The sequence below is a fragment of the Longimycelium tulufanense genome (assembly GCF_014645795.1).
GTDB lineage: Bacteria > Actinomycetota > Actinomycetes > Mycobacteriales > Pseudonocardiaceae > Longimycelium > Longimycelium tulufanense.
Genome location: NZ_BMMK01000001.1, coordinates 515135 through 533103 on the forward strand (window position 1 = coordinate 515135; position 17969 = coordinate 533103).

At 70.9% G+C, this 17969-nt stretch carries 12 protein-coding genes and 1 tRNA gene; 10 read left to right on the top strand and 3 right to left on the bottom strand.

Annotated features, from left to right (window positions below):
- Window positions 1–183 precede the first annotated feature (183 nt).
- The 4 genes from serA (at window position 184) to IEY55_RS02235 (ending at window position 7502) form a co-directional block, all read left to right on the top strand.
- Window positions 184–1785 carry a phosphoglycerate dehydrogenase gene (gene serA / locus IEY55_RS02220; protein ID WP_189053247.1) on the top strand — a complete coding sequence of 534 codons (1602 nt, stop codon included), beginning with the start codon at window positions 184–186 and terminating at the stop codon, window positions 1783–1785.
- Window positions 1786–1898: 113 nt separating this feature from the next.
- Window positions 1899–2345 (top strand): hypothetical protein, encoded by a 447-nt coding sequence (locus tag IEY55_RS02225; protein ID WP_189053249.1) that lies wholly within the window; start codon window positions 1899–1901, stop codon window positions 2343–2345.
- 317 nt (window positions 2346–2662) lie between these two features.
- Window positions 2663–6115 (top strand): S8 family peptidase, encoded by a 3453-nt coding sequence (locus tag IEY55_RS02230; RefSeq protein WP_373289950.1) that lies wholly within the window; start codon window positions 2663–2665, stop codon window positions 6113–6115.
- A 346-nt stretch (window positions 6116–6461) separates the two neighbouring features.
- Entirely contained in the window at window positions 6462–7502 is a 1041-nt protein-coding gene (locus tag IEY55_RS02235; RefSeq protein ID WP_189053251.1) for a 3-isopropylmalate dehydrogenase, read from the top strand.
- Window positions 7503–7566: 64 nt separating this feature from the next.
- Here IEY55_RS02235 and IEY55_RS02240 read toward each other — a convergent pair whose 3' ends face one another.
- Window positions 7567–8949 carry a Tm-1-like ATP-binding domain-containing protein gene (locus IEY55_RS02240; protein WP_189053253.1) on the bottom strand — a complete coding sequence of 461 codons (1383 nt, stop codon included), beginning with the start codon at window positions 8947–8949 and terminating at the stop codon, window positions 7567–7569.
- 385 nt (window positions 8950–9334) lie between these two features.
- Here IEY55_RS02240 and cimA point away from each other — a divergent pair, with 385 nt between their 5' ends.
- Both cimA and IEY55_RS02250 read left to right on the top strand, forming a co-directional pair.
- On the top strand, window positions 9335–10963 hold the full coding sequence (gene cimA, locus IEY55_RS02245) for a citramalate synthase (RefSeq protein WP_189053255.1): 1629 nt from the start codon (window positions 9335–9337) through the stop codon (window positions 10961–10963).
- A gap of 373 nt (window positions 10964–11336) precedes the next feature.
- Window positions 11337–11777: an SPW repeat protein gene (locus IEY55_RS02250; protein WP_189053257.1), complete on the top strand. Its 441-nt coding sequence runs from the start codon at window positions 11337–11339 to the stop codon at window positions 11775–11777.
- 264 nt (window positions 11778–12041) lie between these two features.
- Here IEY55_RS02250 and IEY55_RS02255 read toward each other — a convergent pair whose 3' ends face one another.
- Complete coding sequence (locus IEY55_RS02255) at window positions 12042–12683, bottom strand: S1 family peptidase (protein WP_189053259.1); 642 nt, start codon at window positions 12681–12683, stop codon at window positions 12042–12044.
- Between the two features lie 299 nt (window positions 12684–12982).
- Between IEY55_RS02255 and IEY55_RS02260 the strand changes: the two genes are divergently transcribed.
- The gene (locus IEY55_RS02260) at window positions 12983–13762 is read left to right on the top strand and encodes a fumarylacetoacetate hydrolase family protein (RefSeq protein WP_189053261.1); all 780 of its coding nucleotides are present in this window, start codon (window positions 12983–12985) and stop codon (window positions 13760–13762) included.
- A 108-nt stretch (window positions 13763–13870) separates the two neighbouring features.
- Here the strand turns inward: IEY55_RS02260 and IEY55_RS02265 are convergent, their stop codons facing one another.
- Window positions 13871–15124 (bottom strand): FAD-dependent oxidoreductase, encoded by a 1254-nt coding sequence (locus tag IEY55_RS02265; protein ID WP_189053376.1) that lies wholly within the window; start codon window positions 15122–15124, stop codon window positions 13871–13873.
- Between the two features lie 104 nt (window positions 15125–15228).
- On the opposite strand from IEY55_RS02265, the gene gltX reads away from it, so the two are divergent.
- The 3 genes from gltX (at window position 15229) to IEY55_RS02280 (ending at window position 17841) form a co-directional block, all read left to right on the top strand.
- Window positions 15229–16731 (top strand): glutamate--tRNA ligase, encoded by a 1503-nt coding sequence (gltX, locus tag IEY55_RS02270; protein ID WP_189053263.1) that lies wholly within the window; start codon window positions 15229–15231, stop codon window positions 16729–16731.
- 71 nt (window positions 16732–16802) lie between these two features.
- Window positions 16803–17567 carry an HAD family hydrolase gene (locus IEY55_RS02275; protein ID WP_229685874.1) on the top strand — a complete coding sequence of 255 codons (765 nt, stop codon included), beginning with the start codon at window positions 16803–16805 and terminating at the stop codon, window positions 17565–17567.
- 202 nt (window positions 17568–17769) lie between these two features.
- Window positions 17770–17841 (top strand) — tRNA-Gln (locus tag IEY55_RS02280).
- The last annotated feature ends 128 nt before the right edge of the window (window positions 17842–17969 follow it).

Below are 17969 nucleotides of genomic sequence, written 5' to 3' on the forward strand. Positions count from 1 at the left end.
ACCGGGGCGGAGCCACGTGAGTGCGGTCCCGCACCACGGGGCTCCTACAGGTCACCGAAGGGCTCGAGGTGACGCGAACAACCACGCGCAAACCGCCCGTCAACTGCTCGATACACTGCGGACCACTGCCGGGGCACAGCGCGGTGACCCGACCGCACGCACTCGCCTGATCCAGGAGCGCCCGTGACCAACAGCAGCCGCCCCGTCGTCCTGATCGCCGAGAAGCTCGCGCCGTCGGTGCTCGCGGTTTTCGGCGACGAGGTCGAGGTTCGCCACGTCGACGGCACCGACCGGCCCGCCCTGCTCACCGCGGTGGCCGACGCCGACGCCCTGCTGGTCCGCTCCGCCACCAAGGTCGACGCCGAGGTGCTCGGCGCCGCCAAGCGGCTGAAGGTCGTGGCCCGTGCCGGGGTCGGCCTGGACAACGTCGAGGTACCGGCGGCCACCGAGCGCGGCGTGATGGTCGTCAACGCCCCCACCTCCAACATCGTCTCCGCCGCCGAGCACGCCATGGCGTTGCTGCTCGCGGTGGCGCGCCGGGTGCCCGCCGCCGACCAGACGCTGCGGGGTGGCGAGTGGAAGCGCAGCTCCTTCACCGGCGTCGAGCTGAACGGCAAGACCGTCGGCGTGGTCGGCCTCGGCAAGATCGGCCAGCTCTTCGCCCAGCGCGTCGCCGCCTTCGGCACCACGGTCATCGCCTACGACCCCTACGTCTCGCCGGCCCGCGCCGCGCAGCTCGGCGCCGAGCTGGTAAGCCTGGACGAGCTGTTGGAGCGCGCCGACGCCATCTCCATCCACCTGCCCAAGACCCCCGAGACGCTCGGGCTGATCGGGCCCGAGCAGCTCGCCCGCTGCAAGAAGGGCGTGCTGCTGGTCAACGCCGCCCGCGGTGGCCTGGTGGACGAGGACGCGTTGGCCGAGGCGCTGCGCGGCGGCCAGGTCGGCGGTGCCGGCATCGACGTGTTCCGCACCGAGCCGACCACCGCCAGCCCGCTGTTCGGGCTGCCCAACGTGGTCGTCACCCCGCACCTGGGCGCCTCCACGGCCGAGGCGCAGGACCGCGCCGGCACCGACGTGGCCCGCTCGGTGCTGCTGGCGCTGCGCGGTGAGTTCGTGCCGGACGCGGTGAACGTGCAGAGCGGCGGCGTGGTGAACGAGGAGGTCCGGCCATTCCTGCCGCTCACCCAGAAGCTCGGCATCGTGCTGGCGGCGTTGGTCGGTGGCACGCAGCCCGCGGCCGTCACGGTCGAGGTGCGGGGCGAGCTGTCGACGGAGGATGTCCGTGTTCTCCCGCTGGCGGCGCTGCGAGGCGCGTTCGCCAACGTGGTGGAGGAGCAGGTCACCTTCGTCAACGCGCCACGGCTGGCCGAGGACCTCGGGGTACGGGTCGAGCTGAGGACCGAACCGGAGAGTGGTGACCACCGCAGCCTGGTCACCGTGCGCGCGGCCCTGCCCGACGGCAGCGTGGCCAGCGTCTCCGGGACGCTGACCGGGCCGCGCCAGGTGGAGAAGCTGGTGGAGGTCAACGGCCGGCACTTCGACCTGCGGGCCGAGGGGCACGTGGTGTTGCTGGTCTACCCGGAGCGGCCGGCGGTGATGGGCACCGTGGGCACGCTGCTCGGCGAGGCCGGGGTGAACGTGGAGGCGTGCCAGATCAGCCAGACCACCGACCGGTCCGAGGCCATCATGCTGCTGCGGGTGGACCGGCAGGTCGAGGCGAACGTGCTCGAGCCGATCGGCGCGACGATCGGTGCCCGCGTGGTGCACGACCTCGACTTCTCCTGAACGCCTCGCACCACCGAACGGCGGAGTTTCCCCGCGTCCGAACGGACTTCGGTTTCGTGACGGCGTCCGTTTGGGTCACGCGCACCGCCACCCGGGTTTCGTAGCTTGTGATCATGCGCGCGAGTCCCGGCGGCGTCGGTGTCCTCGCGGCGCGGGTGCTCGCCGTGGCGGCGGTGGTGTTGACCCTGGTCGGCCTGTACGGGATGCCGTGGTGGTCCGACGAGACCTTCCTGGAGTTTCGGCACCATCACCTGCATACGCTCGTCGCGGGCGCCCGGTCGTGTTGGGACGAGGTGTCCGCCAGCTACTACCGGTTCGGCTTTCTGGTGCACACCGGGCTCGTTCTGGTGCCACCGCTGGTGGTCACCCGGCGCGACCGCTGGCACTGGCTGACCGTGGGGACGTTGCTGGCCGCCGGTTGGCAGCTGGCCGGCGTCCGCGCGGCGGCACGGATCGAGCCGGGGTGGGCACCCTCGCTCGGCACGATGGCCGCGTTGCTGGTGGTGGTTGCCTGGTGGCTGGGTCATACCGCCAGCCGGCCCGGAGGCTGGCGGTTGTAGTACGACGTAGACCATTCGGCGGTAGCTACTGCACCGCACCCCACCCCGCGCGACGATCACCGACGTGCGAGATCACTGAAACGGATCACGGTTTCATTCCACCGGGTTCGACCACTCCTTCGGAGTAGCCCGGTGTGCCGGCCATCGGGTTAGGTTCGGCTGCGACAGCGAGGCCGGACCGGGTGCCGCGGAGGGCGGGGCACCGCGCCGGTGCTGCCCGGTCGCGGCGCGACCCGCCGGCGGTCCGGGGAGCGGGGACCGCGGGCCGCGGTCGCCACGCCGGCAACGGTCGGAGACGGTCTCGGGTGAGGACAGCGGTGAGTCGAACCCGAGTGCCGGGGTGGGGGACACAGCGGAGAACGGGCAGGGTTGCGGTACGCGCCGGTGGCGCCGTGCTGGCCGCGGTGCTGGCCGCCGGGGTGACCGGTGCGGGCGTGGCGAGCGGACAGGAAACGGATGACGCGGATCTCGCACCGTCCGTACCACCGGCCGCCGGACTCCCGGCGGCCGCATTATCCGACAAGGTCGTGCCGCGGCTCGCCGGGATACAGGGTCGGGTGACCGCGTTCGTCGAGCTGGAGAGGAAGCCGGCGATCGAGGCGTTCACCGAGCAACGGCGCGAGGGCCGGAGCAAGGACGAGGCCAGGAAGGCCGCCCAGCGCGCCCGGCAGGAAGCCCAGCAGGCCGCCGAGAAGGTCGTGGGGGAGCTGCGTGCCAAGGACGCCGAGACCAGGGAGTCCTACCGGACCAGCAACGCGGTGCCCGGTGTCGTGGTGACCGCCGATGCGGGCAAGGTGCGGGAACTGGCCGGACTGCCTGAGGTGCGCGCCGTGTTCCCGGTGGTGCCCAAGGAGCCGACCAACTCCGGTGCCGTGCAGCTCACAAAGGCGTTGAAGGCGTGGCAGGACACCGGACGCCTCGGCGACAACATACGCATCGGCATCATCGACACCGGTATCGACTACACCCACGCGGACTTCGGTGGCCCGGGTACCAAGGAGGCGTTCGACGCCATCGACCACACGCGGGTCGAAGCGTCCTACTTCCCCACGGCCAAGGTGGTTGGCGGCACCGACCTCGCCGGTGACGATTACGACGCGTCGGGCAAGAGCGGGCCGGAGAACATGAAGCCCAAGCCCGACCCCAACCCCATCGACTGCCACGGCCACGGCACCCACGTCGCCGGCACCGCGGGCGGCTTCGGGGTCAACGCCGACGGCAGCACCTTCACCGGTGACTACCGCACGCTCGACGAGAAGAAGCTGAACGAGATGCGGATCGGGCCGGGCACGGCCCCGAAGGCGTTGTTGTACGCGATCAAGGTGTTCGGTTGCACCGGCTCGACGAACCTGACGTCACAGGCGCTGGACTGGTCGCTGGACCCGGACGGCGACGGTGACTTCAGCGACCGCCTCGACGTGGTGAACCTGTCGCTGGGCAGTGACTTCGGCGCACCGGACGACCCGGACTCGCTGTTCGTGCGCAAGCTCGTCCAGCACGGCGTGCTGCCGGTGATCGCGGCCGGCAACGGTGGCGACCTCTACGACATCGGTGGATCGCCGGGTAGCACGCCGGAGGCGTTGACGGTTGCCAGCTCGCGGGACTCCTTCGTGCTGCGGGACGGCGCCGAGGTGACCGGGCCGGCCGACGTGGCAGGCGTCAAGCCGGGCCAGTACAGCGTGAACTACGTCGGCTACGACGAGCTGGAGCGCACCAAGCCGGTGGTGCCGCTCACGGATGAGTCCAACAAGGACGGTTGCCGGCCGTTCTCCGACGCCGACAAGAAGGCGGTCGCCGGCAGGTATGTCTGGCTGGAGTGGGACGACGACGACACCACCCGGCGTTGCGGATCGACCCCCCGGGCCGACAACGCCGAAGCCGCCGGTGCGGTGGGCGCGATCTTCTCGTCCACCTTGGACAACTTCAACGCCGGTATCGCGGGTAACAAGAACATCCCGGTCTTCCAGTTCACCGGCACGGCCACCAGGGCGCTCCGCCCGGCGGTGTCCGCCGGCACCCTCCAGATCCGGATGTCCGGCGACCTCCGGACGTCGGTGCGCACGTTCGCGCCGGAGATCTCCGACACCCCGAGCACGTTCACCTCGCGCGGGGTCCATCACCGGATCGTCAAGCCGGACGTTGCGGCCCCGGGCGACACCATCGCCTCCGCCCGCTCGGGCAGCGGCAACCGCATCCAGGTGAGTAGCGGTACGTCGATGGCGACCCCGCATGTCGCCGGTGTGGCCGCGCTGATCCGGCAGGTGCATCCGGACTGGTCACCGGAGGAGGTCAAGGCGGCGGTGATGAACACCGCCAACGCCGACGTGCGCACCGGTCCGAATGGGACGGTGTACGCGCCCAACCGCGTCGGGTCCGGTCGGGTCGACGCCAAGACCGCGTTGGACAACCAGGTTCTGGCCATGGTGGCCGACGACCCGGGAGCGGTGAGCCTGTCCTTCGGCACCGTGGAGGCCGGCAAGCCGCTGGCGATCAGCAAGACGGTCAAGGTCGTCAACAAGGGCGTGACGCCCGTGGAGCTGACTCCCGGATTCCAGGCGGCCACCCAGATCCCGGGAGTGCGGTACGAGGTCTCGACCTCGTCCATCCGACTCACCCCGCGTGGGGTCGCCAGGTTCCAGGTGACGTTGCGCATCGAGGATCCGGCCGCGCTGCGCAGGACGATCGACCCCACCGTGGAGCCCAACCAACTCGGTGTCGGGCGGCAGTTCCTCGCCGACGCCTCCGGCCGGCTCGTGCTGACCCCGCGCAACGGTTCGGCGATCCCGCTGCGGATTCCGGTCTACGCCGCACCCAAGCCCGTCGCGCACATCACGGCGGACAACGCGGTGACCTTCCGGGGCCGGGACGACCAGGCCGTGCTCAACATCCGGGGTCGCGGCCTGGACCAGGGCAAGGACGCCCGGGCGTACCGCTCGTTGCTGAGCGTCTTCGAGCTGCAGGGCAAGTCCCCGCGGCTGCCGGTGTGCAGCAAGACGATCACCACCGAATGCACGCGCAACGAGACGGCCAAGGCCGGTGACCTGCGTTATGCCGGAGCGATGTCGACCGCACCGTTGGCCAGGGCCCAGGGCAAGCCGGACGAGGCTCTGTTCGCTTTCGGTATCGCCACCTGGGGACCCTGGTACAACGTGGGCAGCAACACCGTGCCGTTCGTCGACATCGACATCGACGGTGACCGCAAGCCGGAGTACGAAACTTACGTCACCAAGGCGTCCGGCACCGATGTTCTCATCGCCGCGACGGTGGACCTGCGTAAGCCGAAGCCCAGCGGCGGTTTCGAGGTGGTGGACACCCAGCCGGTGAACGGTCAGTTCGGTGGGGTCGACACCAACGTGTTCGACAGCGATGTGATCGCCCTGCCCGTCTCGGTCAAGGCACTGGGCATCGACCCGGCCCGGGAGAGCGCGCGGATCTCCTACACGGTCGGGGTCGCCGGCGTCTACACCGCACCGGGCGACGAGGACGGCGTGATCGACCAGATCGACACCCCGATGTCGTTCGACGTGCTGAAGCCGGGCCTGTGGACCCAGGGCGGCGGGGATCCCGCGCTGTCCTACCTGGCGCGGCCGGGCACCGCGCTGGTGGTCAACCGCGACGCCGGGTCGCTGGCCATGGACCGGGCCGGCGGGCTGCTGGTGCTGCACCACCACAACGCCGGCGGGAAGCGGGCCCAGGAAGTGTCCGTCCGCGGGAACCGGGTGTGGTCCGACGTGGAGCTGGGTGTCGGGCGCCCGGCAGGGGCCTTCTGACCCCCTCGTCGCGCGGGTGCCCGGGTCGGGTTGGTCCGACCCGGGCACCCCCGTCCGCAGGACGGGAGTGACTACGGGGTGGACCGGCCGGAAGCGGTCCGGGATGGACCCCGGGCGCGGTTTGCCCTGCCGCGGCCGGCAGAATGCGCAGACTCGAGGCGCGGGCGGGCCCGCACCGGACGGCGCGGCGGAGTGATGCCGGTGCTACCCGAACGGGTGTCCCGCGGATCGGGAGAGATCAGTGCGGAAGCGTGTCCGCAGTGCCGGCCCCGGCGCGGCTGCGGGTAGCCTTCCGCGGGACGGATGGGTTCCGGTGGCTGGGACCTGCTACCCGGGAGGTGTGTCGATGCGGCTCGCGGTGATCCCAGGTGACGGGATCGGGCCGGAGGTGATCGCCGAGGCGCTCAAGGTGCTCGGCGAGGTCGTACCGGACGCGGAGATCACCCGCTACGACCTTGGCGCGGCCCGGTGGCACGCCACGGGCGAGCTGCTGCCCGAGTCGGTGCTGGCCGAGCTGCGGCAGCACGACGCGATCCTGCTGGGGGCGGTGGGTGACCCGTCGGTGCCGAGCGGGATCCTGGAGCGTGGGCTGCTGCTGCGGCTGCGGTTCGAGCTGGACCACCACGTGAACCTGCGCCCGGCCCGGTTGTACCCGGGGGTGCGCTCGCCGATCGCGGACCCGCCGGAGATCGACATGTTGGTGGTCCGGGAGGGCACCGAGGGCCTGTACGCGGGCAACGGCGGGTTGCTGCGCAAGGACACCCCGCACGAGATCGCCACCGAGGTGTCGATCAACACCTCGTTCGGGGTGGAGCGGGTGGTGCGGGACGCCTTCCAGCGGGCGCAGCACCGCACGCGCAAGCACCTGACGCTGGTGCACAAGACCAACGTGCTGACCCATGCCGGGTCGCTGTGGTCGCGGGTGGTGGAGGAGGTGTCCCTCCAGTATCCGGAGGTGACCGTGGCCTACCAGCACGTGGACGCGACCACGATCCACCTGGTGACCGACCCGGGCCGGTTCGACGTGATCGTGACCGACAACCTGTTCGGCGACATCATCACCGACCTGGCGGCCGCGGTGACCGGTGGGATCGGGCTGGCGGCCTCGGGGAACCTGGACGTCACCCGGCGCAACCCGAGCATGTTCGAGCCGGTGCACGGCAGCGCGCCCGACATCGCCGGGCAGGGCATCGCGGACCCGACGGCGGCGGTGCTGTCGGTGTCGTTGCTGCTGGACCACCTCGGTGAGGTGGAGGCGGCTCGCCGGGTCGAGGCCGCGGTGGCCTTCGACCTGGCCACCCGGGACCACTCGGCGCCGGGCGCGACGTACGCGATCGGTGACCGGCTGGCCGCGCTGGTCTCCTCCAACGCCCGCGCCGAAGCCTGACCCCGCCCGGACCGCGTTCCCACCGTCCCGGCCGGGCGGCTCCGCTCGGGCGCGCGACCCGTCGTCACCCGGGCTGCCGCAACGGACCGGTGCTCCAGGCTCCGTCCCAGGCCGCGCTCCCGGCTTGCCAACCCGATCGCGGGCCGGTGGCCTGCCGGGGGAGCGGGCACCCCTTGAGGAGTTCGTGCAGTCGGTCCGCCGCCGCCCGGCCGAACTCCGCGTCGTTGATGTGCGCGTCCAGCTCGTACAGCTCGACATGGGTCCCGGCCACACCGGTACGCAACTCGTCGAACAACGCCTCGTTGGCATCGGGGTCGTGGAACGGCTGGCCGGGTGCGTCGTAGGCGGACAACCCCCGCCGTGGCACCAGCACCCGCACCGGCCCCCGCGCGGCCGCGAGCTTGGCCGCCATGCGACGCCCCACCTCCGCCGCCTCCCCGACGGTGGTCCGGACGATCGTGACCGTCGGGTTGTGCGAGAAGACGTTCCGGTGCCGCAGGTGGGCCGGGACGGTGTCCGGCGTGGCGAAGTTGACCATGTCCAGCGCGCCGAGGCTGACCACCTGCGGAAGCCCGGCCCGACCGGCCGCCTCCAACCGGTGCGGCCCCGCGGAGAACACCCCGCCCAGCAGGTCGTCGACCAGCTCGCTGGTGGTCATGTCGAGCACCCCGGCCAGCAGGCCGCCGGTGGCCAGCTCCTCCATCGACCGGCCACCGGTGCCGGTCGCGTGGAACACCAGCACCTCGTACCCGAGTTCCTCCAACCGTCGCCGGGCGGCGGTCACGCCGGGCGTGGTGACCCCGAACATCGTCGTGGCGATCACCGGCGGCTTCTCCCGCGTCTCCTCGTCGCGGGCGGCCAGCGCGGCACGGGCCATCCCGGCCACCGCGGCGACCGCGTTGCGCAGGATCGGCTCGGAGATCTGGTTGATGCCGGCGATGTCGGTGACGCTGTAGGTCATCGTCAGGTCGCTGGCCCCGACGAAGGGGCCGCAGTCGGTGGCGGCCACGCTGGACACCAGCACCTTCGGCAGCCCGAGCGGAAGCGCCCGCATCGCGGCGCTGGCGATGACCGTGCCGCACGAGCCGCCCAGGGCGAGTACCCCGTCCACCCGGCCCTCCCGGTACAGCCGGCGCACCACCGCCGTGGCGCCGGCCGCCATCGCGGACACCGCTGTCGTCCGGCTCTGCTCGGCCCGCAGGGTCGCCAGGTCGGCACCTCCGGCGGCGGCCACCTCCGCCCGCCCGATGTCGGGGGTGAGCGCCGGCTCGCCGAGCACCCCGGTGTCGACCAGCACCACCTCGCACCCGGCGGCGCGGGTCCGCTCGGCCAGCCACGCGTACTCGGCGCCCTTGGTGTCGAGGGTGCCGAGCAGGACCACGGTGGGGAGTCCGGTGGCGTCCTCCCGGCCGGTCCCGACGGGCCCCCCGGGAGCAGATCCGATCATGGCGTGCACCCCTCCCACGTCACGTTCCCGGCAGCACCAGGCTGCCGCCCTCCGGGCGGCCGCGCAGCGCAAAACGCGAGGAATCCCTCGAAGATCATTCATGTTCACTGGGCCGGCCCAGCGGCCGGTTCCGGGCCCGTGCGCGGAGTGACCGGTCCGTCCGGGATATGAGATCACTCGTCCGGGAGTTGGTACGAGGCGGTGGGCTGTGGCAGCATCGCCGACGTGGTTCGCTCCAGTGTGATCATCATTCCCTGGCGCGTCGGGTAGTGGCTCCAGCAGCACCCGACGCGCAGACCTCTCGCACCCGCGAGGGGTCTTTTTGTTTTCCCTCCAACTGTTTCCCCTCCGACCTCCCGAACTCCGACCGTCCCAGGGAGACCTAGTGACCGGCCGTACCACCCCCCTCGACACCCCGCTGGGCGACGTGTTCCACGTCTACGACACGACGCTGCGTGACGGAGCCCAGCGCGAGGCCATCTCCTATTCGGTGGCCGACAAGCTCGCCGTGGCCGGGTTGCTCGACACACTGGGCGTCGGCTTCATCGAGGGTGGCTGGCCAGGTGCGCTGCCCAAGGACACCGAGTTCTTCGCCCGCGCCGCCGCCGGCGAGCTCGAGCTACGGCACGCCGTGCTGGTGGCGTTCGGCGCGACCCGGCGGCCGGGCGGCACCGCCGAGGCCGATCCCCAGGTGCGCGCCCTGCTGGACTCGCAGGCCCCGGTCGTCACGCTGGTCGCCAAGTCCGACCGGCGGCACATCGAGCGCGCGTTGCGCACCGATGTCGCCGAGGCCGCGGCCATGGTCGCCGACACGGTGCGGTTCCTGGTCGGTGCGGGACGCCGGGTCTTCCTCGACGCCGAGCACTTCTTCGACGGCTACGCCATCGACCCCGACTGCGCCCTGCGCGTCCTGCAGGCCGGCGTGGATGCCGGTGCCGACGTCGCCGTGCTGTGCGACACCAACGGCGGCCAGCTCCCGCTCCAGCTCGCCGAGACGGTGACCGAGGTGGTGGCGCGCACCGGCTTCCGGGTCGGCATCCACTGCCAGGACGACACCGCCTGCGCCGTCGCCAACACGGTCGCCGCCGTCCAGGCCGGAGCCACGCACGTGCAGTGCACGGCCAACGGCTACGGGGAACGCACCGGCAATGCCGACCTGTTCGCCGTCGTCGGCAACCTGGTGACCAAGCTGGGCATGCCCGTGCTGCCGGAGAAGTCCCTTCCCGAACTCACCCGCGTCTCGCACGCCCTTGCCGAGATCGCGAACATCGCACCCGACACCCACCAGGCATACGTCGGGTCGGCGGCCTTCGCCCACAAGGCGGGGTTGCACGCGAGCGCGATCAAGGTGGACCCGGAGCTGTACAACCACATCGACCCGGCCACCGTCGGCAACGGGATGCGGGTTCTCGTCACGGAAATGGCCGGTCGGGCCAGCCTGGAGCTGAAGGGGCGTGAGCTCGGGCTGGACCTGACCGGTCGCGAGGCCGAAGTCGGCCGGGCGGTGCGCCGGGTGAAGGAGCTGGAGGCGCGCGGGTGGTCGTTCGAGGCGGCGGACGCCTCGCTGGAGCTGCTGCTGCGTCGCGAGCTGGGCGAACCGTCCGGAGTGGACGAACCGCCGTTCCGCCTGGAGTCCTACCGGGTCGTGTTGGACCACGGCGTCGACGGGACGGTCATCGCCGAGGCCACGGTCCGGGTGCACGTCCACGGGCAGCGGGTCATCGCGACCGCGGAGGGCAACGGCCCCGTGCACGCCCTCGACGCCGCGTTGCGCAAGGCCCTGCGGCCCCACCTTCCGTGGCTGGGCAGCGTGGAGCTGGCCGACTACAAGGTCCGTATCCTCACCGAGCACCCAGGCACCGACGCGGTCACCCGGGTGCTCGTGCAGTCCCGCGACGGCGAGCGCGAGTGGACCACCGTGGGCGTGCACGGCAACATCGTCGAAGCGAGCTGGCTGGCGCTCTGCGACGCCTTGGTGCACAAGGCGCTCACGGCGCAGGAACCGGTGAGCTGAGCCGGACCCCTCCACCTTTCCTCGAGCGCGGGGCGGCCCAAGCCCGAACCCGGATCTCGTTGCTTGCGGCACCCGGCTACCGGGCCATGCCGCATGACCCGGGGCTCTACCCGGGCCCTGCCGCGTAGCCGGCAACGTGTCCCGGCACGGACCCTCGCCAACGACCTGCGCTGCTGGCGCGTGTCCTGGTGCCCACAGAGAGAAGTGGTCGCGGCCGGTGCCGGCGAAGCGGCCACCACGTCCGTTCTGGCCCCGGTTGTCAACGCTGAGTGAGGGGACGGACACTCGCCGAGAACCGCCTGTTCGTGGGATCAATCGGTTCTATCCTGAATTTGGCTCGGTAGCTTCACGTGAGTGTGAAGGGAGATGAGCCATGACGACGCATCCCGGTATCGAACAGCATCCGGACCTCGTCGCGATGCGGGAACGCTACGACCGGGCGGCGGAGACCCCACAGGCACAGGCGGTGGACAGCCTGACCTTCCTTGCCGGCCTGTACCTCGCGATCTCCCCGTGGGTTCTGGAGTTCCACGGCTCCACGACGTTGGCGGTGAGCAACCTGGTTACCGGTGTCGCCCTGGCGGTGCTGGCACTGGGTTACGCCACCATGTACGACCGGATGCACCGGATGGCCTGGGTGGCACCGGCCATCGGGATCTGGACGATCGTCTCGCCCTGGGCCGTGCTGGGGACGGGAGCGACGGTGAGCATGGTGCTCAGCAACGTCATCACCGGTGGTCTGGTGGTGCTGCTCGGCATCGGCGTCGCCGTTCTCGGCCTGGCCGGTCGGGCGCGCCAGCGGGCTGAAGCGTGATTGGTTAGCACGGTCACGGCCGCGCTTCACAGCGCTGCCGCCCTTGGGGACGGCCGTAAGGTTCCGTGCCCCAAGGGTCGCTGACCTTTCACGAGGCCAAGGCGCTCGGGGGTGACGTCCCGCCAGCGCACACGCTGGCGGGAGGGAGGTGTTTGTGCCCAAATGCGCGCGCGATTGATCCCGCGTTCTCCGGCACCCCAACACAGCCGCGAACCCCTGCCGCCCTGAAGGATCGTCGTGGATTGTGCGGTTTGGACCGAATCGTCACGAGAGAAGAGGCCGCAGTCCGTGCCGGCTGAGGATCGGATTGACCGGCTGGAAGAGCGTCACGCACCCGATCCTCGGGTCGCCGGAGTAGTCGGTGACGATGCCCTGTGCCTGGTCGCCGGAGACAACCAGCGCCCCGGGCTCGGGCGCACACAGGTCGGTCCGCGTCAGGTAGTGCCTGCTCTGCCCGTGCCTGACCACCGTGCCCTTCTGCTGGATGCGACCGCATTGCAGGCCGAGGACATGCGTCCGGGAGCAGGCACTGGCGCCGACCGGTGCCTCTGTTGTCCCCTTGAGCGACCAGCGGTCGTTGGTCTGCTTCCATCGTTCGGTATCCACCCGGACAAGGACGTATGTGGGGCTGTCCGGATCGTGGGCCACCACCTCGCCGACCGGAGTCCCACCCGCGGTGACCTTGGTGCCCGTGACGCCACAGTGCCCTGAGCTCAGGAGAAACCTGGGGGTTCCCCACCGGGCGGCATGCAGGCTCACCAGGCAGCGGACCCCCTCGAAGTCCAGCATCGTCCCGAGCGGCAGCGGCCGCTTCTCGGTGGCGCCAGCGCTCGCCGTGGGGGCGGCGAACGTGATCGCGAGGAGGAATACCGAGACTCGGGCGAGCAGGCGGCCGAGGCGAGCCACGTCCGGGCGGCGTCGGCACGGGAAAGGAGATCTTCGTCCCCGACCGATGCGTCCGGAATGGACGGAACCGGCCGCGGAGACAGCCCGGACCCGCGTCGCGGGCGGCCGGGAAAGTTCGTCGGTCATGGCGCGTCCTTCCGCGGCGGCGGGGACGCCTCGACGGTAGGTCGGGTGTGCAATGGCGCACAGCGACCGGGCGGGGCGACCCCGCTGGTCCGCGCGGACCAGGGTGCGCGGCCGGAAGCCGCCACCGGTTACCGTTTGTCGCGGAACCGCCCGCTGGTCACGGAGGATCGTTCGTGCGAATCGCCCGTATCGCCCACCCCGAAGGCGTTGCTTTTGCCGTCGTGGAAGGTGAGCCCGACGCACCGCAGCAGCTGTTCGCGGCGGAGATCTCCGAGCACCCCTTCGGCCCCGTCAGCTTCACCGGCCGGCGGTGGCCGCTGGCCGATGTCCGGTTGCTGGCACCGATCCTGCCCACGAAGGTGGTCTGCGTCGGCAAGAACTACGCCGACCACGCGCGGGAGATGGGCGGTGCGCCCCCCGCCGACCCGGTGATCTTCCTCAAGCCATCCACCGCCGTGGTGGGTCCGCACGCCGCGATCAGGCTGCCGGCCGACTCGTCCCGGGTGGACTACGAGGGTGAGCTGGCCGCCGTCATCGGCCGGCCGTGCAAGGACGTTCCCGCCGAGCGTGCCGCCGCGGCCATCCTCGGCTACACCATCGCCAATGATGTCACCGCCCGCGACCAGCAGCAGGCCGACGGCCAGTGGACCCGGGCCAAGGGCCACGATACGTTCTGCCCGCTGGGCCCATGGATCGAGACCACCCTGGACCCAACCGACCTCGCCCTGCGCACCGAGCTGGACGGTGAGGTGCGGCAGGACGCCCGCACCTCCCTGCTGCTGCACGACGTCCCGAAGCTGGTCGAGTTCGTCTCTCGCGTGATGACGTTGCTACCCGGCGACGTCATCCTCACCGGCACGCCGGCCGGTGTTGGCCCGATGCAGCCGGGACAGACCGTGTCGATCACCGTCGAGGGCATCGGCACGCTCACCAACCCGGTCGAGGCCAAGTAGCGCCGAGTAGCGCTGAGGCGGGGAAACGGACGCGGGCGCGTGTACTGCCCGCGTCAGTGACATGTCCGCGGCCCGGTCCTCCCCGTCGACCCGGTCATCGGTGGTTGCTCAACGGTCGAGCCGGATATCCTCGCGGCGGGCCCAGGCGGGGGCGTGCTCCGGGAGCAGGCCGATCCCGACCAGGTAGGCGGGGATTACCTGCAGTCGTGGGAAACGTCGCGCGAGTCGGACGAGGCGTGGCTCGCGGTCGCCGGATCCGATCCGCGGCAGCTGGCCGGAGATAGCAGGGCCGAGCAATGCCGCGTGTGCCAGGCGTTGCAGGCCCTGGGTGACTGTGGTCGGTGCCCAGCGCCGCACCTGCACGCGGGCGAGGTCGCGACGGCGCACCCGGTGGTTCCGCAACGGCTCGGCAAGGATGCGCGCTGCGGCCACGGCGTCCTGAATGGCCAGGTTGATCCCGACACCGCCGACCGGGGACATCGCGTGCGCGGCGTCGCCGAGGCACAGCACACCGTCGTCGAACCAGCGCCGCAGCCGGTTCAACCGGACGTTCAACAGCTTCACGTCGTCCCACGAGCGCACGGCGTCGGTCCGGTCGGCCAGCCACGGGACGAAGCTCGCCACCCGGTCCCGGAACGCCTCGATGCCCTCGGCCCGCAAGCGCGCGTCCGTGCCTTTCCGGATCAGGAAGGCGCACTGGAAGTAGTCGCCGCGGTCGATGAGGGCCATGCCGCCGCCACCGCCGAACCGGCCGACAGCGCCCGCAGCATCGTTCTCGTGCCGGGGGAGGCAGAACCACCAGACATCCATCGGCACGCCGAACTCCCGTGGTCGCAGCCCGGTGGCGACGGCGACCACGGAGTTGCGGCCGTCGCAGGCGAGGACCAGTTCCGCGCGCAGGACCCCGGACGTGCCGTCCGCGGTCCGGTAACGAACGCCGGACACCCGGCCCCGTTCTGACAGCAGTCCGGTGACCTCGGTGTTCATCCGGAGGGAGAAGGTGCGCTCCCGCCGCCCGGCGTCGGCCAGCAGGTCGAGAAAGTCCCACTGCGGCACGAGTGCGATGTGCCGGTGCGGACCGGGCAGCCGGCGGAAGTCGCCGAGTTGTGCCGTGCCGCTGTCCAATTGGACCTGGGCGGCCTCGATGAGCCGGTGCGGCACCCGCGCGAACTCCGCGCCGAGCCCCAGCTCGTCGAGCAGGGTCAGGGTCGAGGCGTGCACGGTGTCGCCGCGGAAGTCGCGCAGGAAGTCCGCGTGCTTCTCCAACACCGTGACCTCGACACCCGCCCGGGCCAACAGCAGGCCCGCGACCATTCCGGCAGGTCCGCCCCCAACCACGCACACCCCGGTGCGCTCCGCCATGTCGGCCATGGCCCCTCCCTTTTCAACGGAGGTTGAATAAGGTCAGCATGCGCCGTTGACGCCGCGACGTCAAGGCCGGCCGGCACGGATACCCTGGTCACGTCATGAGCACGCCAGCAGCCAGCAGCCAGGTCCGGGTCCGCTTCTGCCCCTCGCCGACCGGGACACCGCACGTAGGACTGATCCGTACGGCCCTGTTCAACTGGGCTCACGCCCGCCACACCGGCGGCGTCTTCGTCTTCCGCATCGAGGACACCGACGCCGCCCGGGACTCCGAGGAGTCCTACGCCGCGCTGCTCGACGCGCTGCGGTGGCTGGGCCTGGACTGGGACGAGGGCCCCGATGTGGGCGGCCCGCACGCACCCTACCGGCAGAGCCAGCGCCGCGAGATCTACACCGAGATCATCGGCAAGCTCGTTGACGCCGGCGAGGTCTACGAGTCGTTCTCCACGCCGGAGGAGGTCGAGGCACGGCATCGCGCCGCCGGCCGCGACCCCAAGCTCGGCTACGACAACTTCGACCGCACGCTCACCGGGGAACAGCAGGCGACGTTCCGCGCCGAGGGCCGTGAGCCGGTGCTGCGGCTGCGCATGCCGGACACGGACATCACCTTCTCCGACCTGATCCGGGGCGAGATCACGTTCAAGGCGGGCAGCGTGCCCGACCCTGTCCTGGTGCGCGCCAACGGCGACCCGCTCTACACCTTCGTCAACCCGGTCGACGACGCGTTGATGCGGATCACCCACGTGCTCCGGGGCGAGGACCTGCTGCCCTCCACACCGCGGCAGATCGCGCTGTACCAGGCGCTGCACCGCGTCGGCGTGGCCGAGCACATCCCCCACTTCGGACACCTGCCCTACGTGATGGGTGAGGGCAACCGGAAGCTGTCCAAGCGGGACCCGCAGTCCAACCTGTTCAACTACCGCGAGCGCGGGTTCCTGCCCGAGGGCCTGCTCAACTACCTGGCCCTGCTCGGCTGGTCCATCGCCGACGACCGGGACATCTTCACCGTCGACGAGATGGTGCGGGCATTCGACATCACCCGCGTCAGCGCCAACCCGGCCCGCTTCGACCTGAAGAAGGCCGAGGCCGTCAACGCCACCCACCTGCGCGCGTTGCCCCCGGCCGAGTTCGTTGCGCGCGCGATCCCGTACCTGCAGGCGGCCGGGGTGCTGCCGCCGGAGGTCGACGAGGAGAAGCGTGCCGTGCTGACCGCGGTCGCGCCGCTGGTCCAGGAGCGGTGCATCGTGCTGTCCGATGCGGCCAACATGGTCGGCTTCCTGTTCGCCGACGAGGAAACGTTCGAGCCCGAGCCGGAGTCGGCCGCCAAGGCGTTGGGCGCCGATGCCCAGCCCGTGTTGCAGGCCGCCGTGGACACGCTCGGGTCGGTTGCGGAGTGGACGGCCGCCGGCATCGAGGGCGCGCTCAAGGAGGCGCTCGTGGACGGTCTGGGGCTCAAGCCCCGCAAGGCGTTCGCGCCCGTGCGCGTCGCGGTGACCGGACGTACGGTTTCCCCGCCGCTGTACGAGTCCATGGAGTTGCTCGGTCGCGAGCGGACGATGGGACGCCTCCGCCGGGCCCGCGACCGGGTGGCCGCAGGCGCTTGACCGTGCAAGAGCAGGCAGTATCACCTTCTCAGCCGAATCGGATGCCACACGCCCGCGACTAACCTCACGGGGTGACATCTCCTTTCACTTCCGACATTGTTGACAGATCCGGACGGGTCCGCGCCGTTTGTCTGGACGTCGACGACACGCTCGTCGATTACCTGCGAACGGCGCGGACCGCTTTGGCGGCCCTGATTGGTCGTGACGACGCGTGGCCGATATGGGAACGCGCTAATGCCGAGCACTTCGCGCGGTTGCTGACCGGGCAGGTCGACTACGAAACCATGCGCCGGGACCGCGCGCGGACGTTCTACGCCGACCTGGGCGAGCTGCTGGACGAGAGCGAGATCGCGGAGCGGGAGGCTCGGCGGCGGGCCGCCATGGAACGCTCCTGGCGGTTGTACCCCGACACCCTGCCCTGCCTGGAATGGCTGCGGTCGGCGGGGGTGCGCGTCGCCGCGATCACCAACGCCTCCGGCGCGCACCAGCGGGCGAAGCTGAGCATGCTCGGCATCGCCGAGTTCTTCGACGAGGTGGTGATCGCCGGGGAGCTGGGGGCGGCCAAGCCGGACCCGGCGATTTTCCGTGCCGCAGCACTGGCTCTGGGGGTTCCGGTGGCGGCGACGGTGCACGTGGGGGACCGGCTCGACCTGGACGCGGTGGGGGCGTGCGACGCGGGGATGCGGGGAGTGTGGCTCGACCGGGGCGCCGAGCCGGTCGCCGTACCACCCGGGGTGTCGGTCATCACGTCGCTGGACCAGTTACCCGGGTTGCTGGCGCTCGAGCTCGCGCCGCCGCTGTCGATGGCCGCCCCCGCCGCGGCCGCCGTGGCATGACATCCCGACCCCCGGGCCGGTGCCGGGACACCGGAGCGTGGTGCCCGGACACCTCCGACGTCGGCAACCCGGCGTTCGCCCGGTGTTCGTCCAGCTAGAGCGGTTGATGGGGGGCCGATTAGGTGCTGGGCCGGGGCGTGGGCTAGTATTCTTCCCCGTCGGGCGGACAGCGGACGACAAGCCCGGACGGTGTCCGCCGCGATGGGGTATGGTGTAATTGGCAGCACGACGGATTCTGGCTCCGTTAGTCTAGGTTCGAGTCCTGGTACCCCAGCTCCGCGCCCACCAGAAAGCCAATAAAGGCGCTCGGTGAGTAAGGAAAACAAACAAACATTGCACGGCCCCGTCGTCTAGCGGCCTAGGACGCCGCCCTCTCAAGGCGGTAGCGCGGGTTCAAATCCC

Coding starts and splice junctions, on each gene's coding strand:
- IEY55_RS02225 (WP_189053249.1), top strand. CDS start 1,899: ATGCGCGCGAGTCCCGGCGGCGTCGGTGTCCTCGCGGCGCGGGTGCTC.
- IEY55_RS02235 (WP_189053251.1), top strand. CDS start 6,462: ATGCGGCTCGCGGTGATCCCAGGTGACGGGATCGGGCCGGAGGTGATC.
- IEY55_RS02240 (WP_189053253.1), bottom strand. CDS start 8,949: ATGATCGGATCTGCTCCCGGGGGGCCCGTCGGGACCGGCCGGGAGGAC.
- IEY55_RS02250 (WP_189053257.1), top strand. CDS start 11,337: ATGACGACGCATCCCGGTATCGAACAGCATCCGGACCTCGTCGCGATG.
- IEY55_RS02265 (WP_189053376.1), bottom strand. CDS start 15,124: ATGGCGGAGCGCACCGGGGTGTGCGTGGTTGGGGGCGGACCTGCCGGA.
- gltX (WP_189053263.1), top strand. CDS start 15,229: ATGAGCACGCCAGCAGCCAGCAGCCAGGTCCGGGTCCGCTTCTGCCCC.